We start from the raw sequence: 24195 nt of genomic DNA, 5'->3' as shown, positions 1-24195 counted from the left end.
GCCCCCCCCTCTACGCGTCCGGGGCGCCGGCCTCCTTCGATTATTGATCAGGCGCCGTCGAACGAGGCTCATCGAGGCGGCGAAGGGCGTCGTTGATCTCCATGAGCGGCACAGGATCCTCCGCGCCGGGAAGCCAGCGCAGCCCAGGATGATCGGGAGGGGCGAAGGCGTCCGAGGCCCAGGCGGCCAGAAGTTCGCGCTTCTCCTCCAGGCTAAGGGCGGGATCCTTCACCACGTCCTCCGGTCGGTTGAAGCCGACAGGAGGGCGCATGAGCTGCGTGAGGAAGAGAAATCGGCCATGCGCGTGCGCCGCGCCGTCTCCCTGCTCCAACATCGATGGCCTCCACCACTGCGGTTCGTCCACACATAGCTAGGGCGGAGCGGCCTCACGGCAAGACGACCGCCAACGCGCGCGTATTGGCACGCGCACGGTTGCTGAACGCAGGCCGCCAACCTTACCTCCGCACCATGGACGACTGCTGTTCCGCGAAGGGATGCGAGCTGGAGCAGCTGGCCCGCGAGGCTGGCCAGCGCCGCGTGATGATCGCCATCAATACGGTGATGTTCTTCGTGGAGTTCGGCGCCGGCGTGGTCGCAGGATCGGCCGCGCTGATGGCCGACGCGGTGGACATGCTCGGCGACGCCTTCGTGTACGGCCTAAGCCTCTACGCCCTCGCACGAGGTCCGCGCTGGAAGGCCGGGGCGGCGCTCGCCAAGGGCGGGTTCATCCTTTTGTTCGGGATAGGCGTGCTGGTGGAGATCGGCGTCAAGATCGTTACCGGTGCGCCCCCGGCGTCCGGCCTAATGCTGCTGTTCGGGGGTCTCGCCCTTGCGGCGAACCTGGCCTGCCTTGGCCTGCTGTGGCGCTATCGTCGGGAGGACGTGAACATGTCGAGCACCTTCGAGTGCTCCAGGAACGACGTCATCGCAAACGTCGGCGTGCTCTCGGCGGCCTTTGCTGTTTCCGTGACCCACGCCGCCTGGCCCGACATCCTGGTCGCCGCGGCGATCGCCGCGCTGTTCCTCCGATCGTCAGCGCGCGTCCTGAGCTCCGGCTGGCGTGAGTTCAAGCGGCCGAACACGGACCAGCCGACCTTCGCGATCTCGCCCCGTCGCGCCGCGAAGGTCGACTAACCCCAGTCCTCGGCAGCGGCCAAGCGGTCACCGCCGTGAAGCCTGGGCTGAGTACCTGGGCCTAATCCGGCCGTACGGTCTCAACGGGCAGTCCAAGGCCCTCGAGCTGTCCTCTGACCTTGGAAGCATCGCCGACGACCACCCAGACAATCCGCGCCGGGTCGATCGCCGCGCGGGCCGCGGCGTCGAGCTTCTGAGCGGTCATGCCGCGATAGCGGTCCGCGACCTTCTCCCAGTAGTCGTCGGGGCGGCGGTAGAGGGCGTTGCTCCGCAGGGCGCCGAGGACCGCCGCGGAGGTCTCGAACTGACCGGCGAGCTGACGCGTGTTGGCGTTGATCACCTGCTGGAGCTCGACCGGCGTGATCCCCCTGCCGCCCACCATATCGCGGACGTGGGTGACCAGGGCCTGCACCGCTGGGCCGGTCTTGTCGGCCTGGACGGGCGCGATCAGCAGCAGGCTTGAGCGGTCCTCGAGCAGATCGACGCTGCTCCGGGCGCCGTACGACCAGCCCTTGGTCTCCCTCAGGTCCATGTTGATGCGCGACAGGAAATTGCCACCGAGCACCTCGTTGGCGGCCCTGAGGTCGAGCGTATCGTCGCTGCCGCGGACGGGAAGCACTTGGCCGGCGTAGATGTAGGACTGCGGCGACTGCGGCCGGTCCACCAGGACAATCCGCGCGTGAGCCGCGGGAGGTTCGACAGCGAAGTGCTTCTCACCTTTGGGCGCAGCCGGCGGACGCCAGTCCCCGAAGCGGCGCTCCAGCTCGGCGACCAGGCTCGAGAGCGGGATGTCGCCAACCGCGAAGATCGTGGCCGTGTCCGGCCGGATCCACGCCTGATGCACTCGGACCAGGTCCTCACGGCGCACCGCCTTGATCGACGCTTCACGTCCGGTCCCGGAGGGCGGATGTCCATAGGGGTGCTCTGGACCGTAGATCAGCGGCGGAAGCGCTCGCTGCGCCAAGCCGGCCGGCTGGGTGAGCTCCTCGGCGATGAGGGCGAGCTGCTGGGCCCGCAAGCGCTCCACCTCCGCCGGCGCAAACGCCGGGTTGCGGATGATGTCCGCCAGCAGGTCCAGCGACGGCCCGAGGTTCGGCGTCATGGCCGTCATGAGCAGGGCCGAGCGGTCGCGCGAGGCTGCAGGCTGAATCTGGGCGCCGAGCCGCTCCTGTTCCTCGGCGATCTGCACGGAGCTGCGGCTGGTCGTGCCCTCGGGCAGCAGGCGTAGCATCAGAGACTGGACGCCGGCGGCGTTCGGCGGGTCCGCCGCGACGCCGGCGTTGAACTCCGCGGCGAGGCGGATCACCGGCACCGTCTGGCGCCGGGCGTACACCACCTCGATGCCGTTGGAGAGGCGCGCCCGCTCCACTTCCGGGAAGTCGAGGTCAGCGATTTGGCCGACCGACGGCGGCTTCCGTTCGGTTCTCGCAAGCGCGGCCGCCCCGGCGGCGGCGGGCTCTCCGGGCTTCGCGACGGTCGCCTGCCCAGACGTTGCGGTCTCGCTCGCAGACGCCCGCGCCGCGGCCGCCTCTTCGTAAGGTCCCCGTTCGCCGGGGACGACGGTCAGCGCGTAGACCGGGCGCGTGAGCCACTTGCGCAGCACCTGCTGGACGTCGGCCGGCGTCACGCGGCCGAGCGCGAGGAGCCGCTTGCGGTAGAATTCCGGGTCGTCGGCGTAGAGCGCGCCCTCCGCCAGCGCGGTGGCCTTCCCGCCGAAGCCGCCGACCTGTTCGAGGCCGCGGATGCGGCCGGCGACTTCGGTCATGACGACCCGCTGGACCTCATCCGCTGTCGGCCCCTTGGCGATCAGGTCGGCGATGATGGCGTCCAGGCGGCGCGCCACCGCGTCGGCGTCGGCGCCCGGTTTCACGTCGACCTGCACCTCGAAGATTCCGACCCGGTGGAAGGCCTGGTTCTCGGCTGACACCCGCACGGCCGTCTGGTCCTTGCGGACCAGCTCGTTGTCGAGGCGAGAGCTCGACAGGCCGCCAAGGACGCCGGCGGCGACTGTCAAGGCGGCGCTCTCGGAGTCCAGCAGGCCCGGAACGGCCCAGTTGCGGTACAGCCGGGTGTTGGCCACTCGGTCCTTCATCACCTCGATGGCGGGCGCGGGGAGCGTCGGCACGGGGGCCATCGCCGGACGGTTCTCTGGCCCGCGGGGAATGTGCCCGAAGTACTTCTCCACAAGCGGTCGGGCCTCGGCGGCGGATATGTCGCCCGCGAGCACAAGGACGGCGTTGTTCGGGCCGTATTTTGCGCGGAACCAGGACCTCACGTCGTCCAGCGAGGCGGCGTCGAGATCGGCCATCGAGCCGATGGTGGCATGACGATAAGGGTGGCCTGCGGGAAATAGGGCGGCGAGCTGCGCATACTCCACCAGGCCGAACGGTTGGTTGTCGCCCTGGCGCTTCTCGTTCTGCACCACGCCGACCTGGTTGGTCAGCGTCTCCTGGCTGACCGCCCCCAGAAGGAGGCCCATTCGGTCGCTTTCCAGGAAGAGCACGCGCTCCAGGGCGGGGCGCGGGACGGTCTGGAAATAGTTGGTGCGGTCGAACCAGGTCGTCCCGTTGAAGTCGGTGGCTCCGACCTCACGAAGGGGCTCGAAGTAGTCGCCCGGCGCGTTCTCCGAGCCGTTGAACATCAGGTGTTCGAACAGGTGGGCGAAGCCCGTTCGTCCAGGCGGCTCGTCCTTCGAACCGACATTGTACCAGACCGACACCGCCACCACGGGCGCCTTGCGGTCCTCGTGCACGAGGACGCGCAATCCGTTGGCCAGGGTGAACTGGGTGTAAGGGATATCCACTTTCCTCACCAGGTCGGCGACCGTGGCGGGAGGTGAGCTGGCGGTGGCCGCACGCGGCGTTTCGCGAGCGTCGGCGACTGAGGTCGCGCCAGCGGCGACCAACATGCTGGGCACCATCGAAAGAACCATGAGCAACCGGCGCATTGGATCTCTTGTGTGTTGGCTTCGTCGCGAGCGCGACAGCAGCCGCGCTTCGTTTGGATCGACTGGATTTAGGTCGCGCTTCACGTTCCGGAAGACGTCCGCTGCCCTTGCAGCCCCTCATGGCGACCTATCTAGAACCAGGTTGGAGCACATCCGCGCCTGGAATGGGACTGAGCAGACCAAACCGAAAAGACTGGGAGCGCCTCGCGCCCGAGCGCTGGACAGCCGAAGGTTCGGCGGTGCGCCAGGGGCTCGTGCGCTCCATGGAGCTCATGGTGCGGGAGATCGGCGCCGTCGTCGCCCTTCTCGTCGTGGCGCTTTGCGCTCTGGTGTTCCTGGAGATCGTCGATGAGGTGGTCGAGGGCGAGACTGAGACGGTCGATCGCCAGATCGTCGTCGCCTTGCGGACCGGGGACGGCAATGACCCACTCGGCCCAAAGTGGCTCGAGATGACGGCCGCGGACATAACGGCGCTGGGCTCCACCTCGGTCCTCGTGCTGGTGGTCGCCTTCGTCGCCGGTCTGTTCACGATGCTGAGCCGCCGCCGCGAAGCCTTCCTGCTCGTGGTCGCGGCCGCGGGCGGGACCGCCCTGAGCAATGGGCTGAAGGCGCTGTTCGATCGCGAACGGCCCGAGGCCGCGCTCCGCGCCGTCGAGGTGATGAACCCCAGCTTCCCCTCGGGCCACGCGATGCTCTCGGCCGTGGTGTTCCTGACCATCGGCGTCCTCTCCGCCCACTTCGCGCAGCGAACGCGGGTGAAGGTCTATGTCGTGGCCGCGGCGATCACCGCCGCCCTGCTGATCGGGCTGACGCGGGTTTATCTTGGGGTGCATTGGCCAAGCGACGTGCTGGCCGGCTGGAGCCTGGGCGCTGCATGGGCGCTCGCCTGCTGGCTCGCGGCGCGGGCGATCGAGCTTCGCTGGCGCACCTCAGCGACAGAGGGTCGGGAGAGGGCAGCCGGGCCTAGGCGTCCAGGATCGCGCGCACCTTCGCCGCGAGCTGGTCCACCGTGAAGGGTTTGCCGATCAGCTCGACGCCGGGATCGAGCACGCCATTGTGCACGACCGCGTTGCGCGTGTAGCCGGTCGTGAACAGCACCTTCAGCTCAGGGCGCCGGCGCAGCGCTTCGTCGGCGAGCTTGCGGCCGTTGACCTCGGGCATCACCACGTCGGTGAACAGCAGGGTGATCTCGGGGTTCGAATCGATCAGCCGCAGAGCTTGTTCGGCGCCGTCGGCCGAAAGGACCCGGTAGCCATCGAGCGGGGCAGGTAGATCTTGACCGTCGTCCCCTGCCCCACTTCGGAATAGATCTTCACGTGGCCGCCGGACTGCTTGACGAAGCCGTACACCTGGCTGAGGCCCAGGCCGGTGCCCTTCCCCACGGACTTGGTGGTGAAGAACGGATCGAAGGCCTTCGCCGCGGTCTCCGCGCTCATCCCGACACCCGTGTCGGTGACCGCGATCATGACGTACTGGCCGGGGGGCACGCCGATGTGCTGGGCGACGTACCGCTCGTCGAGGTGACAGTTCTGGGTCTCAATGGTGAGCCGGCCGCGCTCCGGCATGGCGTCGCGTGCATTGACCGCAAGGTTCAGGATGGCGCTTTCGAGCTGGTTGCGGTCGGCCTCGATCCGCCAGACGCCCGCCGCCAGCACCGTCTCCAGGCGCACCGAGCCGCCCAGCGAATGATGCAGGAACTCGGACATGCCGCCGACCAGCTTGTTGGTGTCGAGCGGCTCCGGGCGAAGCGGCTGCTGGCGGGAGAACGCCAGCAGCCGCTGGGTCAATGTCGCGGCCCGCTGGGCGCCCTCCACGGCGGCGTCCAGGTAGCGGACGGCGCGCGCGTCCGTTGGCGGGAGGCGGCGCTTCAATAGGTCCAGCGAGCCCATGACCACGGCCAGCATGTTGTTGAAGTCATGGCCGATGCCGCCGGTGAGCTGGCCCACCGTCTCCATCTTCTGCGCCTGGCGCAGCGCCTCGGAGACCTGCTCGCGCTCAGCCACCTCCTCGGCGACGCGGCGTTCCAGGTTCTCGTTGAGCTCGCGCAGCTCCGCGTCGGCCTTTTTCCGCGCCGTGATGTCGATGGCGGCGCCGATCACCCGGACGCAGCGGCCCTGCGCGTCGAAGATTCCGCGGCCCTTGGCGGCCACCCAACGGACCTGGCCGTCCTCTCGGCCGACCGTTCTGTACTCTACGTCGTACAGCGCCCGCTCCAGGGGATCACAGGCGGCGGCGAAGGCCGCGGCCGTGGATTCCCGGTCGTCGGGATGCAGGCCTTCGTAGAAGTCCTGCATGGAGACGGGCGCGTCGGGCGAGATCCCGAACATCGCCTTCACGATCGGGGGCCAGATCAGCACGTCGTTGACGACATCGACGTCCCAGAACCCGACCTCGGCGGCCTCGGTAGCGAGGCGCAGCCGCTCCTCGGTTTCCCGCAGCGCCTGCTCGTGTTCCCGACGGTCCTCGATGTCGATCACCGAGCCGATGTAGCCTAGGAACGCGCCGTCGGAGTCGAACCTCGGCGCCGCCGCGTCGATCGCCAGGCGGTAGGACCCGTCGGCCCGTCGCAGGCGATACTCCAACCGGAAGGGCTCCCGGCGGGCGTTCGCTTCGAGAAAGATGCGGCCGGACTCCGCCTCGTCATCCGGGTGGACGGCCTTCAGCCAGCCAAGACCCAAGGCTTCGGCTTCCGTTTGACCGGTGAACTCGTACCAGCTGCGGTTCAGGTAGACGCACGCGCCGTCAGCGTCCGTCACCCACATCATGACCGGCGCGTGGTCGGCCATGTTGCGGAAGCGCGCCTCGCTCTCGCGGAATGCGGCTTCAGCCTGCATCTGGCGAGAAATTTCGGTGTTCACGCCAAACCAGCGGATCACGCGGCCGGCGTCGTCCTGCAAGGGGCAGACGCGCGTGAGGAACGGCCGGAACACCCCGTCGGCGCCGCGCAGCGGAAACACCATTTCGAACGGCTCGCCGCTGGCGATGGAGCGCTGCCAAGCCTCAAGCACTTCGGGGAGCACGGCGGGATCGTGGACCGACTGCCAGCCCCAACCCTCCATTTCGGCGGGGGTCGTCCCACAGTATTCGTGCCAGCGCCGATTGTACCAGACGATGTAGCCGTCGCCGTTGGCGACCCAGCACAGGGTCGGCAGGTTGTCGGCGAGCAGGCGGAATGTCTGCCCATCGAGGTCGCCGGCCGTCAGGTTTGTGGCGGCCTCGGCTGTTCTCGCGCCCGTCCGCCAGAAGGTTGCGCCGAAATCGGCTGCGCTGGTCTGGTTCATTACGACGGCGTCTTTCAGCGCGCGGCTCTAGTCAGCATCGAGGGCGCCGAAGAGCGCGGGGCGAGATATGACGGTCGGGGGCCGATTGCCTGTCGGGTGGGACGTAAACTGCCGGAGTCGTCCGGAAACTCACTGAACATGCGCCCTCGCCCGATCAGGTTGGTTGGCTTGGCCGCTCCCCCAGCCGCCAGTTATCCGGTCCCCGGCCTCAGTGACAAGCGGCTCTGTCGAACCGTTGAAGAAGAGCCGCCGGGGATCGCCTCGTGCTTATCCCACGGAGCATTCATTCTGCTGGAGCCGGTCCGCGGTGGCAGGCTTCGATATTGTTGCCATCAGGATCCAATACGAACGCGGCGTAGTAGTCGCCCGGCCCGGGCCGAGGCCCGGGCTCGCCGTTGTCGCGGCCGCCAGCGGCGAGTGCAGCCTGGTGGAAGGCGTCCACAGCGTTGCGGCTCGGCGCCGCGAAGGCGACGTGGATTGGACTTTGCCCTGCCTTGGCGCTCTCCCCCCAGAAAGTCGGCCGGGTCGTTCCGATCCAGAAGAAGGGGATCATCGCCTCTGCGCCGTGGCACAGGATGAAGGCCTCAGGGCCGCCGTCGAGGATTTGCAGGCCGAGCGGTCCGGCGATCGCCGAGTAGAAGCGACGCGCCCTCTCCAGGTCTGAACCAACGAAGCCGCCATGGTCCAGCATGCCGCCCGAACGCAGAGTCCTCGAACCGCGTTCCGCGCTCCATCGCCCCTGGCTGCGGAGGCGGACTCCGCCAATACTCCCGCTCGAGATCGCGCTTCGAAGTGATCGCCGATCCGTTGTTGAACTCACGATCGACGCCCGTGACCGAGACCCTGTACAGGCTGATCTTCAACCGGCTCCACGGAATGACGCACCGGGAGCTGAGCGAACGCCCCCAGCGTATGGCCGGCTTCTTCGTCCCCGAAGGAGAGGGCCTGTCGAAGGCGGACCGCATAAAGCTTGCTCTCGACGGGCTCTCCGCCAGAGAGCTGGCCAGGATCGGCAAGCAGATGGCCGAGGCGCTGGGGGATCTCGGCCTGGACGAGGCGGCGCTCCTCGAGCTGGAGTCCGATGATCCCCCGATCACCGAGATCACCAGGCGCGACGTCGCGCGCGTGTTCGAAGACGATCTCGCAGGCGAACGGCCGCTGCTGGAGATGGTGGAGCGGCTCTTCGAGCTGCAGTCGCCAATCGAAAGCCTATTCGGCCCATCGGGCAAAAGCCTTCGCGATCAGATCGAGCGCCACATGGTGCGCAATCCCGGCGATTGGAGCGTCGAGGACCTGTTCTTGAAGATCGGCGCCCTCCAGTGCTCCCGCGCCCGGTTCGCGGCCCTGATCGAAGCGGCGGTCCATCCCCTCGCGCGCCGCGGTGAGGCGCAAGCCACGAAGGTCGCTGCGGTCAACCAGGTCCTGGCGCGGGACGGCTATGAACTGGCGCCCTGTGGGGAGGAGTCCGGCTATCCGATATTCCGCCTTCAGCCGGTCGCCCGGGGCGTGCGGGGCCGGCCCAAGAATCTGATCTTCGCCTCCCGCGGCCCCAAACCCGAGATCGGCTTCGCGGACGCGATCAACAACGACATCGTCATCCTATCCGGCGCGGACAGCTGTCTGGTCTACGACCGCCCGATCGGCGCCGACGGCCTGCTCTGGTCGCAGTTGGTGGACTGGTGGGCGCGCCATCCTGAGGGCGGAACGGAAGACCCCGCGGCCCGCCTGGGCGCCCGCCTACAGCAGTCGTTGGCCTCCGACGCCGAGCGCAAGCTCTTCGCCACATACTTCAAGCACTTCCGACCGACGCTCGGCGCCGCGCTTCCGGCGCTCATCCCGCAAGTCTACCTCCACTACGATCCCGCTGTGGTGAAGACCCTCAGCCGCCGGCTGCCGCTTCCCCGGCAGCGCATGGACTTTCTCCTTTTGCTGCCGCGGCGCCAACGCGTGGTCCTCGAGGTCGACGGCTCCCACCATTTCTCCCGAGATGGCCAGCCGTCCCTGGCGGCCTACGCCGAGATGGTCTCCGCGGATCGCGAGCTGAGGCTCGCCGGCTACGAGGTCTATCGGTTCGGCGCGAACGAACTGGTGGGAAGCGGCGCCGAACACCGCATCCGCGACTTCTTCGACAAGCTCTTCAGACTACACGCCGTCCCCGGCACCTCCGGCGACTGAGCCATGGCGAGGCGAAGCGTCTTCGGCGAGGCGGACCACACGCCATTCGGCGCGTCGGGCCTTGAGCTCATCTACGGCCGCGAAGCGGACGGCGCCCTCGTCCATGTCTCGGCTGTTCGCTCGGGTCTCGCATGCGCCTGCGTCTGTCCGGCGTGCGAACGGCGCCTGGTGGCGCGCAAGGGCAAACGGACTGCCCATCACTTCGCCCACTACGGCTCTGGCGCCGGCTGCGGAAAGGCGGTGGAGACCAACGCTCACATCTGGGCGAAGGAGGTTCTGGAACGGACCCGGCAAATCCTCCTGCCGGCGATCGAAGCCGAAGAGGAGGGGCGTCATGAAGTCGCTCGTCCAGCCAGCATGTTCAAGTTCGACGAAGTGCGGCTCGAGAAGCGGTTCGGAGACATCGTGCCGGACGTGATCGTCCGCGCGGGCGCGCGCGAACTGCTCGTCGAGGTCTACGTCACCCATCGCTGCGACGACGCCAAGGTCGACAAGATCAGGGCGGGCGGCGTGTCGGCGATGGAGGTTGACCTGAGCGGGCTCCGCACCTGCCAGGATCCCAAACGCGTCGCAGCAGCGCTGCTTCGCACGGCGCCTCGTGCATGGCTGTACAATCCATTCGTCGACGCGACGGCACAGAAGCTGAGGGCGAGGGTCGCCAGGGAAAAGGCCGACGCTGCGGCCGCCCTGCGCCGGCAGGCCGCGCGGATGATCGCCGACGCCCGGAAAGCCCGCCGATCGCCTGGGGGACATCGCGGCGATGAGGGCGGAAAGGTGAGAAGTCTCGGCCGTGGGGCGTTCCTGTTGTGGAGCCCGCCTTCTCAGGACGGCTTCACCGTGGACCCCACGAGCTGGCAGGCGGCTGTCTTCGCTCGGTGCATCATGGGTTTCGGCTCCGGCCCTGTGTGGTCCCGGCAGAGCTTCGACGCCTACGATGTCCTGGAGCGCATCAAGGACTGCGTTGCGCCCGCTTTCGGCAAGCGCCTCGGCCGCGGGCTGGTCGAGGCGCTGCGGGAAGTAGACCCCAGCTTCATACCGCCCTCCGTGACGGTCGGCCGCTACCTGGCCTGGCTTGCTGAGGCCGGTGCCCTGATTGACGACGGCTATGGCTATCAAGTGTCGCACCGCGAAGCGCAGGACCTCGCGAAGCTGAAGCGACGTCGAGAAGTGATCGCCGCCCGGCGCAGCCGCGCGATGGACCGGGTCTCGGCCATCGTCGAGAAGGTCCCGGAACTGGAAAGAACAGGGTTCGATCTGGCCCTATGGATGCACGCGCCTCTGCCCGATCTCGGAACAAGCGTCGAAGAGCTGATCGAGGCGGACGATCAGGCCTGGTGGACCTTCGAGGCGCGCCTCGATCGCTTGGAATCGATGCAGGCGGGCTGGAGCTGGACCGAAAGCCTGGTGGGCCTCCCGCTTGCGGGCGAGTTGACCCGAGCCAAGGAACGCGAACGGGCCAAGGACGAAGCCGCCGCCGAACGGAAACGTCAGGAGAAGGAGGCCGCCGCACAGAACCGGCTGGCCGTCGCCGTGGCGCGCGCAGAGGGTCTCCTTGGAGTCGAGGCGGCGGCTGAATGGCTTCGCCGACCCGGGCGAAACAGCGGGGTCAGTCCGGCCGACGCGGCCAGGACCAGCGGCGAAGGGCTCGAGAAGGTTCTTCGGGCCCTCCAGCGCATCGAGACCGAGAGGCGCGAACAGCAGGCGCGCGAAGACGCTCAGGCGAGCGCCAGGGACGACTTGCGGCGCGCCGCCGCCAGGGTGTTCGATGAGGCCCGGGCTGAGGTCTTCTTGAAGAGCGCCCATCCGGCTCTCGGCGGCCAGAGCCCCCTCGCCTACTGCGCCGATGCGGTCAGCCTGCGCGCCTGCCTCGGCCTGCTGCCCGCGCGGCGCCGATCCTGACAGGGAACAAGCTTGAGCAGGGAACCGGCCCGGAGCGCTACGACATGAAGAAGCGTGGACTGCGGCCGCGAGAACAGGCGCGCCGGGCGCGAGGGGAAACCTAGCCGCCGAGGTCGTCCTCGGAGGGCTCGAGCCATTCCAGGATCTGCGCGACCCGTCCGGTCGGCAGCGGCTTGCCCGCGGCGCGCATCGCCTCCTCGTTCGCCAGCCAGGACCTGGCCTCCAGCAGCTCCTCTTCGCTGGCGCCGAGTCCTGCGATCTCGGCCGCCGCCGCCTCGTCGAGCGGACCAAGCACGCGTTCCAGAGACTCTCGGTTGAGGATCGTCATGTCTGGACCTCCTGATTGTCGCCGACGGCGCAGCTCGGCTGCGCACATGCGCTGATCGAAAGCGGCTAACGAGGTGGCAGTTCCACGGGCGGACAGCCTGTCGCGCGGCATCCGACCTCATCCCGTAGGCCGAAAGATGGAGTCATGGCTGTCGCGCGCCCTGGAGCGGCAGGACGGAGACATCGCCCGCATCAGCGACCTCCGAAAGCGCGCGACGCCGCCGCAACTCCGGCCCAAAAAAGCGGCGCGAGCGGACCCTCAACGCCTTGAAATCCCTTGAACAATACCTAGCGGCGCCGCAGCGGAAAATCTTCCTAAACCGCGCAACCAATCTGCGCGTAGGCAGTTAAGCGCGATGCCACGTGCGAGCAATAAAGTGCACAGTCCATGGCTTACTGATGGAGTGAAAGACCGTGTCCGTTGCGTTGACCTTGCCTTCTGCCGAAGGCGGGCTGCGCCGATACCTAACCGAGATCCGGAAGTACCCGCTGCTCGGCAAAGACGAAGAGTACATGCTGGCCAAGCGGTGGCGTGAACACGAGGATCCGGAGGCGGCGCACCGCCTCGTCACCAGCCATCTGCGACTCTCGGCCAAGATCGCCCTGAGCTACCGCGGCTACGGCCTGCCCATGGGGGAAGTGATTTCCGAGGGCAATCTCGGCCTCATGCATGCGGTGAAGAAGTTCGATCCCGACAAGGGCTTCCGGCTGGCCACCTACGCCATCTGGTGGATCCGGGCCGCGATCCAGGAATACATCCTGCGATCCTGGTCGCTCGTGAAGCTCGGCACCAGCGCGGTGCAGAAGAAGCTGTTCTTCAACCTGCGGCGCGCCAAGGCCCGCATCTCCGCCCTTTCGGACGGCGACCTGCGGCCCGAGCAGGCCAAGGCGATCGCCTCCCGCCTCGGCGTCCAAGAGGACGAGGTGATCACCATGGATCGCCGGCTGGCCTCGCGCGATGCGTCCCTGAACACCCCGCTCGCGACGGATTCCGAGCAGGAGTGGCTGGACGTTCTCCAGGACGATCAAGCCGTCGACCCCGAAGAGGCCGTCGCCGAGGCGGAGGAGCGCTCGCTGCGCATGGATCTGCTGGCTCAGGCCATGCAGACCCTCAACGAACGCGAACGGGTGATCTTCACCGCGCGCAGGCTGCAGGACCCGCCCGCCCTGCTCGAGGAGCTGGCCCGGGACTTCGGGGTCAGCCGTGAACGGGTGCGGCAGATCGAGGTTCGCGCCTTCGAGAAGGTGCAGGGCTTCGTCACCGAGGGCGTGAAACGCAAGCTCCGGGAGAAGCGTCGCAGACGCGCCGCCGAGGTGCTTGCTGCCCGTGCCCCGGTTGAAACGACGGCGTGGTCCGCGGCCTACGCGTGAGGCGGCGCCTGGAACACCCCGCCTGCGGCCGCCGTTCGGGCCTCGGGCGGGCGTGATCCAAAAGGTGAGTGCATGCAGGATGCGACCAACCGGCTGGCGGCGATCGCCAACCCGGCCGAAACCTTCGCCTGGACCAAGCTGATCAACACGGCCGGCGACCTGGCGGTCAACCTCGCTGCGGCCGTGGCGATCCTCGCCGTCACCTTCTGGCTGGCGGGCTGGGCCAACCGATTCGTCCGCGCCGCCTTGGGCCGGGTTCATCCGCGGCGCGGCGCGCCGGATGTCACCTTGCAGACCTTCGCTGGCTCGATGGCCCGCAACCTGGTGCTGGTGGTCGGCTTGGTCGCCGTTCTGCAGCAACTCGGGGTGCGCACGACTTCGATCATCGCCGTGCTCGGTGCGGCGTCCCTGGCGATCGGGCTGGCGCTGCAAGGCGCGCTCTCCAACGTCGCCGCCGGCGTCATGATCCTGCTGTTTCGCCCCTATCGCGTTGGCGACATCATCGAAACCGGCGGCCGCGTCGGCCGCGTCGAGGCGCTCGACCTCTTCGTCACCGAACTGGCGACGCTCGACAATCTCAAAGTCGTCATCCCGAACAGCAAGGTGTTCGGCGACGTGGTCGTGAACCACACCCATCACGACCGCCGCCGCGCCGATGTATCCGTGCGCCTCCCCGCGACCGTCGACGCCGCAGCTGTCATGAACCGCCTGCGCCAGCGCCTTGGTGAAGATCCTCGGGTCCTGAAGGACCCCGCCCCGATCCTCGAGCTCACGGGCCTGGGAGAGGCCTGGGCCGAGCTCACCGTTCGGCCATGGACCGAGCGGGAGAACTATGGGCGGCTCAAGGCCGACGTGCTTCTCTGGACCAAGCTCCTGGAGAAGGACCTCCAGTCGCCCCTGCCGGCGACGGCGGAGGTGGAAGGCGACCGTCCACGGGAAGAACAGCGCCCGCGCCCGGCGCTCGCTTAAGGGGCCGTCCAGATCAGCCTGTCGCCCGGAGCCCCTGCTGGGCGCCGCCTTCGGCCCCGCCAACCAGGTCCGCGAGCTCGGCTTCACGCGCCGAGCGGCTCACGTTGAAGCGGATCAGCACCATCTCGTCCGCCGCAGGGTCAGGCCACGGCGCCGTTCCAAGGTCAGGCGCTTCGCCCGCCGACACGATCTCCCAGCCGCTGTCGCCTGCACGGGCCAGTACGTAGTTCCCGCTCCGCCCCTTGAGAAGCGGCGCGCGCGAGAGCGGCATGTAGCTGTACCCGGCGCCCGACGCGCCGCGGAAGATCAGATAGTTCGACACGGGGTGGGCCTCCTCGCCCCGAGCATCTCATGCAGGCCGCCGCCGCGTCAGTCGCCCCATCGCGCGCCTGTGGATTTCCTGTGGACGCCGGGCGCACGGCGACGCTTGCGCGCGCGGGATGCGGACAGCACGGTTCGCGCATGCGCCTGCAGTATGGCCGCCACCAGGGACGGACCGCCGAGACCCTCCTCCTGAGGGCGCCGGACTACGCGCTCTGGGTGATGGGCCATCAGCCCGACGGCCGACTGGCGCAGTACTTCCGCGAACTGGCGGCCGCTTTCGACGCCCGCCCGCTCCAATGTGATTGCCAGGCCTGCGGAGCGCCGGCCACCCGGGCCGCCGCCTTGCCGGAGCGCAGCGAGCTCTACTTCTTCTGCGACGCCTGCGCCCTCTATCCCGACGCGCCGCCGCTGGGAACGGCCCAGGACCTGCGGACCCTGAAGGACCTTGCCGACCACGTGGAGCGCACGGCGCGTCGCCGAGCGGTCGCCCGGCTCCGCGCGCTGGTGCGCCGCATGGCCCAGGCCAAAGGCCTGCCGCGCCGGATCACGGAGCCGGTTGCGGAGGCCTTCTTCGCCGGCGAAGTCGCTTAAGAGAGCGCCGGCGTCAGCCGCCAGTCGGCCAGGTGGTAGGCGAGCAGCGCCGCCGCCACGAACAGGCCGCCGGTGAACACCAGATCCTCGATCCAGTCGACCGCCCCCGGCTGACGCTCCAGCATGATCTTCGGGTTGTAGTAGAAGATCGACACCAGGATGATGGCGGCCGTGAACAGCAGCGCCAGCCAGGGCGCCCAGCTGAAGCCGGCGAACAGGGTCGCAATCACCGCGCCGGCCACAACATAGGTCGCCAGGCCCTGGGTCGCGAACACCTTCATGTTGTCGTGGCGCGACACGCCCGCCTTGGCGGTCGCCCGCCAGAGTTCGTAGACAAAGGCGAGCGCGAAGGTGGCGCTAAGCACCCAAGCCGCGTGCGTGACGAGGTCGTTCATGCCTTCACTCCGTCTTCCCGCTCACCATGAGCGGCGCTTCAGGAGCTAGGGCGCGCGCCTCTTAGCGTAACGGCCCGGATCATCGGCGCCGCGGCCGATCCTTCGGCGGCTCGGGCGCCGGCCGCTCCCGGGCGTCCGGCCGCAGCGCCCGGATGGCGCGGATCAGCTCGTTCCGCCGGGTGGCCGGCTCCGGCATCGTCTTCACGAAGGCGCCGACGTCCTTGGCCAGGGACTTGTCGGCCGGGTCGCTGGACCGGGCCAGCGCCTGGGCGACGGCCGCATAGGCGCGGCGCACGGCGGTCTGCCGGGCCAGGATCTGCGCTTCCCAGGGGCGCTCCATGGCCCCGCCGCGGGCCAGCCGCGCGGCCTCCCGATACGCCGCGTCCAGAACGCGGGGGGCCGGCCCCTGCCCTCGCTCGTAGCGCTCGCGCATTTTCCGGATCGGTGTGCGCTCCGCCTTCTTGGTGATCCCGCGCGTGCGCCGCAGCGTCGCCTCGGCGGCCACGCCGCGCTCGCGCAGCTTCTCCGCAAACCTCTGCCGCCACGCCTCCAGGTCCGCCTTGCGGGGGCTCAAGCGACGCCCATCCTCTCCCAGCGAGCGGACGCTGAGGTGCACATGCGGGTGGCCGGCGTCCGTGTGCAGGGCGAAGGCGTAGTCGTGAGTCTCGCCGAAGGTGTCGCGCGCGAACGCCCGGGCCGCATCCCGCATGCGGATGTAGTCCGTGCCCGGCGGCATCGAGAGCACGATCGAGACCGACATCGAGGCGTCGCTGCGCCGCTTCAGGTCGTCCGCCGCCCAGTCCGCGCTAAGCTCGCGAACGGCGTCCAGGCCCTGCAGCTGCTCCCCGTCGCGCCCCTCCAGCGGCAGTTCGCCGTCGCGCGAGATGTACTCCAGGTGCGCCCTCAGGTGATCCCCGTCCCGGGTCTTGCCGGTGATCTTCACCATCACCTCCGACGCGCGCCGCACCACATTGGCGAGCCGCGCCTTCGGGTCGCGGCCATGGGGGGCCGGCGGCAGCACCGGCACGTCGGCCACCCGCCGCCCGCCCCGGGCGATCGGCGCCCAGAGCTCGTCGAAGCCGCGGACCTGGGCGAGCGGGCTCATCGCTCCTCTCCGGCCCAATAGGACAGGTCGCCCTCCAGCGCGGCCCGCACGCCCTCCAGCTGAGCGCGGACTTCCTGCCGGAAGGCCAGGAGCTCCCGGGCGATCGCAGCCCCCTCCCCGCGGCTGTGCATCGCCTGCACCGCCTGGTTCAGGTTCACCCCGATCCGGCGCAGGTCCCGGCGTATGTCGAGCAGCGCCTGGGCTTCAGCCCGGCTGAGCTGGGGCCGCCCCAGGAGCCGGCGGCGGACTAGGCCAACCACCCACTCCGTCCGGCGAAGACCCGCCGCGCGGCAGGCGGTGTCGAGGGCGGCCAGATCCTCGTCGCGCAGGCGAATGGTCACCTTCTCCGACCGGCCGCGGGCGCGCGCCTCGGGCTCCACGGCGGACAGCGGCGCAGACCCGCCGCCGCGCAGGACGGTCTCGATCATCTGGCGCAGGAGTTTGGATCGCCCGCCTCGGGACGACGCGAAGGCGTCGAAGCGGACGGCGAGATCGTCGGACAGCCGCACGCCGAAAAACGCCATGACGTCATCGTGGCGTTTAACAATGCCGGCGGCAAGCCTATCCTGCCCTACTCTCCACAAACCCCTTCACGTTTGGTCGAACAAACGTCTGGCGCTTTGAGGAAGCGGAGCCGTGCCGCGGCTGGACCCCATAAGCAGCCGAGTCCCGGATGAGGTAAAGCGGACTCCGCCAGCGCTGCGGACGAACCTCACGCTGCGCAAAAAGGGGGAGCCGAAGCTCCCCTCAGAAGGGCGGACATCCCAGGAGCCGATCGGCGGCCTCCGGATCGTAGCGGTCCCAGAACGCCGCCTCGGACGGATCGTCCGCCAGGATGCAGCGGTCCATCCAGGCGTCGGCGGCCGGCGGATTGCGTGCTTCCCACTCCGCCTGTTCGCGCATCTCGGTTTCGTAGGCGCTCATTGCCTCGTCTTCGACGATCGCCGGCACGTCGCCGCGATCCCAGAGCGGCATCAGCACCGGGTAGTAGCGATGATATCCGGCGTCCCCGGCGTCCAGGCTGGTCAGGAACGCGCGCCACTCGTTGAGCTGTTGGGCTTCCGAGAGCTGGGTCCAGGTGGTGAAGAGGTCGATCGAGGCCATGGGAGGATCTCCGTCCTTGAGCCGCTCACCGCGAGCGGCGACGGCCTCTTCGGGACAGGCCTGGGCGCCCGGCAGTCACCGGAGCCCGCGGCGAAAGCTGGGGGCGGAGGGGAACGGCGCAGCCGTTGACTTACGGGCTGGCCTGGCACGATGGGACGACGACGCGCAGCGCCCGCGCCCCGCCAGGGGCGCTCCGTCCGGCGCCTGCCCGAAGGGCGCGCCGGGAGCAGCGGTCAGGCTGGTCGCGACGGCCCCCGAAAGCGGTTGAGCGTTCGAGCTTCGGGCGACCGCCAGGATGTCTCAGGTTATGCGCGACGGCCCGCCGGGAGCCGATCGGCGCAAAGGCGCTGCAGTTCATGGCAGAAGAGGCGTCCGGCTGGCCCCGGAGGCGCGTCCATGCGCCAGCCGAGCCACGCCGTCGCGAAGGTGACGCCGTCCGGACCGAACTCCTCCACCGGCAGGCGAACCAGCCGTCCGGCGGCGAGGTCGTCCGCCACGAGCCACAGGGGCAGGCTGCCCCAGCCGACACCTGCCACAAGGAGCGCCCGCTTGCTCTCATTGTCGCTGGCCCGCCACACGCCGGGCGACAGCACGCCGAAGTCCTGGCCCTCGGTGAGCTGGGACGGGTCGGGCACCACGATCTGGATGTGGTCGGCGAGGGCGATCCGCGTCAGCGGCTGGCCGCGCCGGGCGAGCTTAGCGAGCGGGTGATCGGGCGCAGTGACCGCGGCGCGCGGGATGTCGGCCAGGAACGACAGCTCAATCGTCGGGTCCGGGATGTCCGCGCCGGTCACGGCTAGCGCACACTGCCGGCTACGCAACGCCGCAATCGCCGATCCGAGCGGCAGGGTCCAGGTCTGAACGCCCACTGTGGGATAAGCCTCACGCACCGCCCTGAGGGCGGCCGCCGCCAGCGGCAATGGGAACTGCGGGTCGAGCGCAAGCGTGAGCCCAAGCTCCAGGCTTTGGCCGAGCCCGCGGGCCCGTGCGCGCAGCACGTCGGCCTTCAGGAGGAGGGCGCGCGCGTCGCCCAGCAGGGTCTGGCCCTCGGGGGTGAGCACCGGACGGCGGCCCGACCGGTCGAACAGGCGCACGCCCAGGTGCGCTTCGAGTGACGCCACGGCATGGCTCACTGCCGACTGCACCCTGCGCAGCCGTTGGGCGGCGGCGCGGAAGCTGCCAGCCTCGGCCACAGCCACGAAGACGCGCATCTGGTCGAGGGTGAGGGGGTCGATCACCGATCTATTCCATCGATCATATCCAGCAAGATTTCAGCGATTGCGCCGATCGCGTCGAGCCTCATCTCCAAGGCGAACCCATGGAGGCTTTCCGATGCAGCAGATCTATCCTGACCTCTGGCAGACCCGCCCCGAGCAGCCGCTGCCAAGCGTGCCCGATCTTGTGACCCGCGCGTATGTGATCACCCGGCCCGATGGAAACCTACTGATCTACTCGACCGGCCTTCCAGACGAGCACCAGGCGATCCGCGATCTAGGCGGGATCCGGCGCCAGTACCTCAGCCACGTGGACGAGGCGGGCCCGGCGCTCAAGACCCTGCGAGAGGCGTTCGGCGCCGAACTGTGGGGCCATGCCGTCGAGGCCGAGGCCGTGGCCCGCAGAGCGGGCGTCGCGCCGGACCGGACGTTCGCCGGTCCAGAGACGCACGGCGACCTGGACGTGTTGCCTCTGCCCGGCCACACGCCCGGCAGCACGGCCTATCTGTACCGCTCCCCTCACGGGCGGACCTACCTCTTCACCGGGGACACCATCGGCCGCGACGACCACGGCGCCTGGACCGCCGGCTATCTGCCATTCAGCGACAGGGTGCAGTTGGTGACGACCCTCAGGCGGCTGGGAGAACTTGCACCGGACGTCGTGCTCTCCAGCGCCTTTGGCCGCAACTTCCCCCACACGGAGATCTCGGCGCCGGGGCAGTGGCGGGCCGCCGTGGACGAGGCCCTGGCCCCGCTTCTGAAGGCGGCCTGAGCGGCTGGATGTCCAGCGGCCGCAAGGCCGCGTCAGTCCAGCGGGTGGATGCGCAGCCGCCGACGGCTGATCCAGCCCACCAGCGGCCGGTCGGAGGCGTAGTCGTAGGCCTCCACCTTGGCCCAGGCGTCCTTGGCCTCCAGCACCCGCAGCGGCTGGTCCGGATAGATCGCCCGGATCGCCAGCGCCTTGGCGTCCGGCGCCGTGCGCAGCCAGGCCTTGTCATGGACGAAGCGCATGTCGCGCTGATCCCGCACCGGCGGCTGCGCCGCCTTCAGCTCATCCAGCTTGGCGATGACCGCGGCCGTGTCCGGCCCGCGCCGCCCGGCCTCATCGCCCTGGTAGGCCATCCAGGCGATCCCGACCGAGATCACGCTCATCAGCGTGCCGACCACGGTCATGACGCCCATGAAGGTGATCGGCCTGTTCTCGCGCCGCAGGACCTCCGCCACCAGCTCCGCCAGGCGCGCCAGGGCGGCCTCCAGCCGGTCGAGCCGGGCCGCCTCGTCGGCCTCGTCCAGGGCGGTCACGCCGGACATCACCGCCGCGAAGACCGGCGCGTCCGGGTCCAGGTCCTCGCCGTAGTGGGCGAGCACTGCGGCGGAGGCGCCACGGGCGGCGACGCCGTCGAGCCCGGCGACGACCGTCGCCTGGAAGCCGGGCCGCTGCATGGCCTCCAGGACGCGGCTGGCGAGGTTCGCCTCGGCCGCGTGCAAGGCGCCGATCGACGCCAGCGCCGCGCCGGGCAGCCGAAAATCGAACTGGGTGCGCAGCAGCCTGGCGACCGAGGTCGCCTCGCCGAACAGCTGGTCGTAGACGCCCAGCTTCGGCTGGAACCCTGGCTGGGCGAGGTGCGGGTAGACCTGGCCGATCCCGAGGACCTGAGTGGCCCGCCGCACGCTCGCCTGCATCTCGGCGATCGCCGAGCCGGCGCCGAGGAGGTCCTCCAGCGGCGAGCGGAAGGTCGGCAGCCGCGCAGCCTGCTCGGCGGCCCGCAGCATCGCCGAGGCGGTTCCGCCATAGAGCGCCCTTTCGGCCGCCAGCAGGCTGGACGCCGGCTTGAACATCGCCTCAAGCTTGCGATCCCGCTCCATCATCTCCTGCATGGGGCCGAGCACCTTGTAGGTCTCCCCCAGCCGCAGGACGCTGGCGGTGCGCCGCTCCATCTCCTGCCTCATCCGCCGGGCCGGGGCGAGCGCCGCCTCGGTGTTGGCGAAGAGGATGCGGCGCAGCCGCTCGGTCTGGCGCTCGTCCGGCTGCAGGTCGGCGGCCTCGCCGGCCTCGGCCGAGAGCGGCCCCATGACCGGATCGCGCGCATCCAGGAAGCCGCCCGCCGCAGCCTCCAGCGCCTCACCCGTGAGCCCGGCCACCGCGGACGCGTCCAGCGGCGCGCCGTCGGGCCGCCGCGCCTGCTCGGCCAGGAGGTCGCGCATCAGGGCGCGGCCGTCCGGCCAGCGGCTGCGCTCCATCCCCGTGCCGAGCCAGATGTAGAAGCGGCTCTTGCGCGCCTCGATCACGACGTCGCCCAGGCCCTCGACGGCGAAGACGACGGGATTGCTGAAGGCGGAGAGGTCGATGGGCTCAGTCACCCGAGCACTTTAATCCAACGGCCGGAGATTCGCGCCGCGACGACGGGCGGCGCCTCATGCGCCGACGTCGCTCTGCGCGCGGCAGCCAGGGTGAGGGCGCCTGCGCCGCGGCTGGCCGCAACCGGTCTTGCGGACGTCCGAAGCCAGATTAGGCTTCGCACCCGAGCACATTTGGAGCGCCCCGATTGGCCGGACCCATCGATCTCGCACCGCTTCTCGGCCGCTGGCGCACCAAGATGCGTTTCCCGAAAGAGACCTTGGACGGCGAGGCCTCCTTTGAGTGGCTCGATGAAGGGGGGCTCATGGTCATGCGCTCCCGCACGCTTGAGGCAGCTCTCCCGCCAACAGCCGTCGCGGTCATCGGCTTCGACGACAGCTCGGAGCGCTGGTCGATGGTCTACCACGACGACCGGGGCGTCTCGCGCATCTACGCCATGACCTTCGACGGGACGACCTGGACGCTGCAGAGCAAGCCTAAGGACTTCCACCAACGCTTTCGGGCCACCGTTGCGCCAGCCTCGATCGAGGGGGTGTGGGAGAAGTCCGACGACGGCCAGACCTGGGGGGAGGACTTCAGCCTCACCTACCTGCGGGCGGCTTGAGACCGCCCCCAGCGCTGTGCATTCGCGCGCCGGCGGCCGGCGGCTCAGGCGCCGCCCAGGTCGCTCTGCGCGCCCAGGCTGACGTTGGCGACGGCCACCACCATCTGGGCCAGGGCGAAGGGCTTGGCGAGCATGATGCTGCCGGGCACGCCGCGCGAAGGCCACTCGTGTCCGCTGGCGCCGCTGACATAGATGATCGGCAGGTCGCAGAAGAGCTCGCGCGCACGCCGCGCGACGTCCCACCCGCTGCTATCGCCCTTAAGGTCGATGTCGGTCACGAGCGCGACGAAGTCCGCCCCCGGCGTCTCGAGCAAGGCGATGGCCGCCGCGCCACTATCCACCGCCGTAACGCGGTAGCCGCCCTCCTCCAAGGCAGTCACGCCCAGATCGCACACGGCCGGGTCGTCCTCCACGTAGAGCACGAGAGGCGCCGGCTCGACAGGCATGACTTCCCCAGCAGGCTTAAGCTTGCGTCGGCTTCCCGACAGTCGGCTTGGAACGAACATGCCCGGCGGAGGTTCCCTCCCAACGGCGCGCTTCACTCCCGAGGCGCAGGCGAGCCGACATGGCCTTTGGAACACGCATCTCCGCCCGCATCACCCGAGGCGGGCTGTTGCTCGACCTCTTCCGGGAGGGCGACGGCGGCCTCATCCTCGTCCCGACCGTGCCGGACTGGGAGCTGAACGCCGCGAGGGCGCATCGCCGCGCCACCCGGCGCCCCCTGCTGCCGCAAACCGCCGCCGACGCTCAGCTCTGATGGACCGCTGACGCGGCCAGGTCGCGGCCCGCTCGACCCGTTGGGCCGCCTGATCGCGGAAAGCTGAACCGCGCGCCGCAGCCCTTGCGCGACGCCCTGGGGCGCCTACATGGCGGGATGCGGGACCGGGCCCCTCTGACGATCACCGTGATCGTGATGTCGGACCGCACAGGTGCGCCTGGGGTCCGTTGTGCTCGTTTCCGCCTGATGGCCGCCAGGTGCGCCTCCAAACGGAGGAGCACATGAAACACATCCAAGTCTGGCGTCTGCGCCAGAGCTACCGCGAGCTGCTGCGGATGATCCGGAGCATCAGTCGCAATCCCGCCGCCCGCGACCAGGCCCCCGACCACGCCAGCGACCTGCTGCGCCGCAAGGACGAGCTTCGACGCGCCATGATGTTCGCGGAGCTGGGTCTTCAGCCCGTTCCGGTGCGTCGCCGTCGCTAAGCGTTGAAGCCAGCGGCGCCGCGCGCCGCGCCTTGCGGGATCTCACATCATGGACATGCTCATGACGGCCGTGCTCGGCCAGCCGCTCTGGATGTGGCTGGCCTTCGCCGGCCTCGTCATACTTCTGCTCGTGCTCGATCTTGGCGTGCTGCACCGTGACCAGCACGAGATCGGGGTGCGCGAGAGCCTCCTGCTTTCCGGCGGCTACCTGGGCCTGGGCCTCGCCTTCGGGGCCTGGGTCTGGCACCAGCTCGGCCGCGAGCCCGGCATCGAGTACGTGACCGGCTTCCTGATCGAGAAGAGCCTGGCGCTCGACAACATCTTCGTCATCGCCACCATCTTCGCCGCCTTCGCCGTGCCGCGGGCCTACCAGCACCGGGTGCTGTTCTGGGGCATCCTGGGCGTCATCGTCCTGCGCGGCGTCATGATCGGCTTCGGCGCGGCCCTGGTGGCGAGCTTCGAGTGGGTGCTCTTCATCTTCGCCGCCCTGCTCATCGTCATGGGGGTGAAGATGTTCTTCGCCGACAAGGCGCCCAAGGACCCGCACGACAGCCCGGTCTACCGCTGGCTGACCCGCCACATCCGCGTCACGCCTGACCTGCATGGCTCCCGCTTCTTTGTGAAGCAGCCCGGCCGGACCGGCAAGCTGGTCTGGTTCGCAACCCCGCTGTTCATGGCCCTGGTCATGGTGGAGCTGGCCGACGTGGTGTTCGCGGTCGACTCCGTCCCCGCGATCTTCTCGATCACGACGGATCCCTACATCGTCTACACGTCCAACATCTTCGCCATCCTGGGTCTGCGGGCGCTCTATTTCGCCCTGGCCGCGGTCGTCGCCCGCTTCGCCTATTTGAAGCAGGCGCTGGCGGCCCTGCTGGTCTTCATCGGCGCCAAGGTGTTCTTCGCCGAGGCCATGGGCTGGGAGAAGTTCCCCGCACCGGTGTCCCTGGCGGTCACCGCCCTGCTGCTGGCCGGCGGCATCGGCTGGTCGCTGTGGAAGACCCGCCAGCCCGCCGCCGTGGCGGCCCAGTAGCTCCAGCGAGGCGCAGGTCCCGGCCTGCGCCTCGCCGCGCCCAAGGGCCGCCGTCCGCGTGAGGGATCGCAACCCGCATGGGCGGAGACCCGGAACGGGGCTCCGGGAGCCGGCCAGGCCGGCGAGTAGAGCCCGGCCCGCCGCGCCAGCGGCGGGACACGCC

General features: G+C 69.3%; 26 protein-coding genes. 12 read left to right on the top strand and 14 right to left on the bottom strand.

The window, feature by feature from the left end; all coding sequences use genetic code 11:
* Positions 1-40: 40 nt before the first annotated feature.
* A complete protein-coding gene (locus H2041_RS12365; protein WP_293396189.1) occupies positions 41-331 on the bottom strand; it encodes a hypothetical protein in 291 nt (96 codons plus the stop codon).
* Positions 332-432: 101 nt separating this feature from the next.
* On the opposite strand from H2041_RS12365, the gene H2041_RS12360 reads away from it, so the two are divergent.
* Positions 433-1134, top strand: coding sequence for a cation transporter (locus H2041_RS12360; protein ID WP_293396192.1), 702 nt, complete (start codon positions 433-435; stop codon positions 1132-1134).
* A 61-nt stretch (positions 1135-1195) separates the two neighbouring features.
* Here the strand turns inward: H2041_RS12360 and H2041_RS12355 are convergent, their stop codons facing one another.
* Positions 1196-3937 carry a pitrilysin family protein gene (locus H2041_RS12355; RefSeq protein ID WP_293413051.1) on the bottom strand — a complete coding sequence of 914 codons (2742 nt, stop codon included), beginning with the start codon at positions 3935-3937 and terminating at the stop codon, positions 1196-1198.
* A gap of 263 nt (positions 3938-4200) precedes the next feature.
* On the opposite strand from H2041_RS12355, the gene H2041_RS12350 reads away from it, so the two are divergent.
* Entirely contained in the window at positions 4201-5094 is an 894-nt protein-coding gene (locus tag H2041_RS12350; protein WP_293413049.1) for a phosphatase PAP2 family protein, read from the top strand.
* Here H2041_RS12350 and H2041_RS12345 read toward each other — a convergent pair.
* The 3 genes from H2041_RS12345 to H2041_RS12335 all read right to left on the bottom strand — a co-directional run bounded on the left by H2041_RS12345 (position 5045) and on the right by H2041_RS12335 (position 8053).
* Positions 5045-5287, bottom strand: a complete 243-nt coding sequence (locus H2041_RS12345; protein WP_293413218.1) for a response regulator — start codon at positions 5285-5287, stop codon at positions 5045-5047. The genes H2041_RS12350 and H2041_RS12345 overlap by 50 nt on opposite strands.
* A complete protein-coding gene (locus tag H2041_RS12340) occupies positions 5287-7362 on the bottom strand; it encodes a PAS domain S-box protein (protein WP_293413047.1) in 2076 nt (691 codons plus the stop codon). The genes H2041_RS12345 and H2041_RS12340 overlap by 1 nt, the downstream gene beginning before the upstream one ends.
* Positions 7363-7645: 283 nt before the next feature.
* A complete protein-coding gene (locus H2041_RS12335) occupies positions 7646-8053 on the bottom strand; it encodes a VOC family protein (RefSeq protein ID WP_293396204.1) in 408 nt (135 codons plus the stop codon).
* Between the two features lie 101 nt (positions 8054-8154).
* Here H2041_RS12335 and H2041_RS12330 point away from each other — a divergent pair, with 101 nt between their 5' ends.
* Positions 8155-9537: a hypothetical protein gene (locus tag H2041_RS12330; protein WP_293413045.1), complete on the top strand. Its 1383-nt coding sequence runs from the start codon at positions 8155-8157 to the stop codon at positions 9535-9537.
* 3 nt (positions 9538-9540) lie between these two features.
* Complete coding sequence (locus H2041_RS12325; protein WP_293413043.1) at positions 9541-11436, top strand: antitoxin Xre/MbcA/ParS toxin-binding domain-containing protein; 1896 nt, start codon at positions 9541-9543, stop codon at positions 11434-11436.
* Between the two features lie 100 nt (positions 11437-11536).
* Here the strand turns inward: H2041_RS12325 and H2041_RS12320 are convergent, their stop codons facing one another.
* Positions 11537-11764, bottom strand: coding sequence for a hypothetical protein (locus tag H2041_RS12320; protein WP_293396213.1), 228 nt, complete (start codon positions 11762-11764; stop codon positions 11537-11539).
* Between the two features lie 413 nt (positions 11765-12177).
* On the opposite strand from H2041_RS12320, the gene rpoH reads away from it, so the two are divergent.
* On the top strand, positions 12178-13134 hold the full coding sequence (gene rpoH, locus H2041_RS12315) for an RNA polymerase sigma factor RpoH (protein WP_293413041.1): 957 nt from the start codon (positions 12178-12180) through the stop codon (positions 13132-13134).
* A gap of 72 nt (positions 13135-13206) precedes the next feature.
* Positions 13207-14103: a mechanosensitive ion channel family protein gene (locus H2041_RS12310; RefSeq protein ID WP_293413039.1), complete on the top strand. Its 897-nt coding sequence runs from the start codon at positions 13207-13209 to the stop codon at positions 14101-14103.
* 13 nt (positions 14104-14116) lie between these two features.
* Here the strand turns inward: H2041_RS12310 and H2041_RS12305 are convergent, their stop codons facing one another.
* The gene (locus H2041_RS12305; RefSeq protein WP_293413037.1) at positions 14117-14425 is read right to left on the bottom strand and encodes a hypothetical protein; all 309 of its coding nucleotides are present in this window, start codon (positions 14423-14425) and stop codon (positions 14117-14119) included.
* Positions 14426-14565: 140 nt separating this feature from the next.
* On the opposite strand from H2041_RS12305, the gene H2041_RS12300 reads away from it, so the two are divergent.
* The gene (locus H2041_RS12300) at positions 14566-15018 is read left to right on the top strand and encodes a hypothetical protein (RefSeq protein WP_293413035.1); all 453 of its coding nucleotides are present in this window, start codon (positions 14566-14568) and stop codon (positions 15016-15018) included.
* On the opposite strand, the gene H2041_RS12295 is transcribed toward H2041_RS12300, so the two are convergent.
* From H2041_RS12295 to H2041_RS12275, 5 genes are all read right to left on the bottom strand, one after another.
* Complete coding sequence (locus tag H2041_RS12295; protein WP_293413033.1) at positions 15015-15413, bottom strand: hypothetical protein; 399 nt, start codon at positions 15411-15413, stop codon at positions 15015-15017. The genes H2041_RS12300 and H2041_RS12295 overlap by 4 nt on opposite strands.
* Positions 15414-15492: 79 nt before the next feature.
* Positions 15493-16518, bottom strand: coding sequence for a relaxase/mobilization nuclease domain-containing protein (locus H2041_RS12290; RefSeq protein WP_293413031.1), 1026 nt, complete (start codon positions 16516-16518; stop codon positions 15493-15495).
* Complete coding sequence (locus tag H2041_RS12285; RefSeq protein WP_293413029.1) at positions 16515-17042, bottom strand: plasmid mobilization relaxosome protein MobC; 528 nt, start codon at positions 17040-17042, stop codon at positions 16515-16517. Before H2041_RS12285 ends, H2041_RS12290 begins: the two co-directional genes overlap by 4 nt.
* Positions 17043-17265: 223 nt before the next feature.
* Positions 17266-17622: a hypothetical protein gene (locus H2041_RS12280; RefSeq protein ID WP_293413027.1), complete on the bottom strand. Its 357-nt coding sequence runs from the start codon at positions 17620-17622 to the stop codon at positions 17266-17268.
* A 305-nt stretch (positions 17623-17927) separates the two neighbouring features.
* Positions 17928-18860: a LysR family transcriptional regulator gene (locus tag H2041_RS12275; protein WP_293392802.1), complete on the bottom strand. Its 933-nt coding sequence runs from the start codon at positions 18858-18860 to the stop codon at positions 17928-17930.
* Between the two features lie 94 nt (positions 18861-18954).
* Here H2041_RS12275 and H2041_RS12270 point away from each other — a divergent pair, with 94 nt between their 5' ends.
* Positions 18955-19608 carry an MBL fold metallo-hydrolase gene (locus H2041_RS12270; protein ID WP_293392799.1) on the top strand — a complete coding sequence of 218 codons (654 nt, stop codon included), beginning with the start codon at positions 18955-18957 and terminating at the stop codon, positions 19606-19608.
* Positions 19609-19640: 32 nt separating this feature from the next.
* Here H2041_RS12270 and H2041_RS12265 read toward each other — a convergent pair whose 3' ends face one another.
* Positions 19641-21197, bottom strand: a complete 1557-nt coding sequence (locus H2041_RS12265; RefSeq protein WP_293392796.1) for an SH3 domain-containing protein — start codon at positions 21195-21197, stop codon at positions 19641-19643.
* Between the two features lie 185 nt (positions 21198-21382).
* Between H2041_RS12265 and H2041_RS12260 the strand changes: the two genes are divergently transcribed.
* Positions 21383-21799, top strand: a complete 417-nt coding sequence (locus H2041_RS12260; protein ID WP_293392793.1) for a hypothetical protein — start codon at positions 21383-21385, stop codon at positions 21797-21799.
* A gap of 44 nt (positions 21800-21843) precedes the next feature.
* On the opposite strand, the gene H2041_RS12255 is transcribed toward H2041_RS12260, so the two are convergent.
* The gene (locus H2041_RS12255) at positions 21844-22245 is read right to left on the bottom strand and encodes a response regulator (RefSeq protein WP_293392791.1); all 402 of its coding nucleotides are present in this window, start codon (positions 22243-22245) and stop codon (positions 21844-21846) included.
* A gap of 119 nt (positions 22246-22364) precedes the next feature.
* Here H2041_RS12255 and H2041_RS12250 point away from each other — a divergent pair, with 119 nt between their 5' ends.
* The 3 genes from H2041_RS12250 to H2041_RS12240 all read left to right on the top strand — a co-directional run bounded on the left by H2041_RS12250 (position 22365) and on the right by H2041_RS12240 (position 24032).
* On the top strand, positions 22365-22556 hold the full coding sequence (locus H2041_RS12250) for a hypothetical protein (RefSeq protein WP_293392788.1): 192 nt from the start codon (positions 22365-22367) through the stop codon (positions 22554-22556).
* Positions 22557-22798: 242 nt separating this feature from the next.
* Positions 22799-23002, top strand: coding sequence for a hypothetical protein (locus H2041_RS12245; protein ID WP_293392785.1), 204 nt, complete (start codon positions 22799-22801; stop codon positions 23000-23002).
* Positions 23003-23051: 49 nt separating this feature from the next.
* Positions 23052-24032, top strand: coding sequence for a TerC family protein (locus H2041_RS12240; RefSeq protein WP_293392782.1), 981 nt, complete (start codon positions 23052-23054; stop codon positions 24030-24032).
* Positions 24033-24195 lie beyond the last annotated feature (163 nt).

Source organism: Phenylobacterium sp., from assembly GCF_013911965.1.
Classification (GTDB): Bacteria; Pseudomonadota; Alphaproteobacteria; order Caulobacterales; family Caulobacteraceae; genus Phenylobacterium.
The sequence above is the reverse complement of the archived record's forward strand: the minus strand, read 5'-3'. Positions and strand labels throughout refer to the sequence as shown.

Excerpts from the sequence above, each read along its gene's own strand:
- H2041_RS12285 (WP_293413029.1), bottom strand. The coding sequence starts at position 17,042 with ATGGCGTTTTTCGGCGTGCGGCTGTCCGACGATCTCGCCGTCCGCTTC.
- H2041_RS12325 (WP_293413043.1), top strand. The coding sequence starts at position 9,541 with ATGGCGAGGCGAAGCGTCTTCGGCGAGGCGGACCACACGCCATTCGGC.
- H2041_RS12255 (WP_293392791.1), bottom strand. The coding sequence starts at position 22,245 with ATGCCTGTCGAGCCGGCGCCTCTCGTGCTCTACGTGGAGGACGACCCG.
- H2041_RS12320 (WP_293396213.1), bottom strand. The coding sequence starts at position 11,764 with ATGACGATCCTCAACCGAGAGTCTCTGGAACGCGTGCTTGGTCCGCTC.
- H2041_RS12350 (WP_293413049.1), top strand. The coding sequence starts at position 4,201 with ATGGCGACCTATCTAGAACCAGGTTGGAGCACATCCGCGCCTGGAATG.
- H2041_RS12240 (WP_293392782.1), top strand. The coding sequence starts at position 23,052 with ATGGACATGCTCATGACGGCCGTGCTCGGCCAGCCGCTCTGGATGTGG.
- H2041_RS12280 (WP_293413027.1), bottom strand. The coding sequence starts at position 17,622 with ATGGCCTCGATCGACCTCTTCACCACCTGGACCCAGCTCTCGGAAGCC.
- H2041_RS12300 (WP_293413035.1), top strand. The coding sequence starts at position 14,566 with ATGCGCCTGCAGTATGGCCGCCACCAGGGACGGACCGCCGAGACCCTC.
- H2041_RS12340 (WP_293413047.1), bottom strand. The coding sequence starts at position 7,362 with ATGAACCAGACCAGCGCAGCCGATTTCGGCGCAACCTTCTGGCGGACG.
- H2041_RS12245 (WP_293392785.1), top strand. The coding sequence starts at position 22,799 with ATGAAACACATCCAAGTCTGGCGTCTGCGCCAGAGCTACCGCGAGCTG.
- H2041_RS12270 (WP_293392799.1), top strand. The coding sequence starts at position 18,955 with ATGCAGCAGATCTATCCTGACCTCTGGCAGACCCGCCCCGAGCAGCCG.
- H2041_RS12335 (WP_293396204.1), bottom strand. The coding sequence starts at position 8,053 with ATGCTGGACCATGGCGGCTTCGTTGGTTCAGACCTGGAGAGGGCGCGT.
- H2041_RS12250 (WP_293392788.1), top strand. The coding sequence starts at position 22,365 with ATGGCCTTTGGAACACGCATCTCCGCCCGCATCACCCGAGGCGGGCTG.
- H2041_RS12310 (WP_293413039.1), top strand. The coding sequence starts at position 13,207 with ATGCAGGATGCGACCAACCGGCTGGCGGCGATCGCCAACCCGGCCGAA.
- H2041_RS12295 (WP_293413033.1), bottom strand. The coding sequence starts at position 15,413 with ATGAACGACCTCGTCACGCACGCGGCTTGGGTGCTTAGCGCCACCTTC.
- H2041_RS12290 (WP_293413031.1), bottom strand. The coding sequence starts at position 16,518 with ATGAGCCCGCTCGCCCAGGTCCGCGGCTTCGACGAGCTCTGGGCGCCG.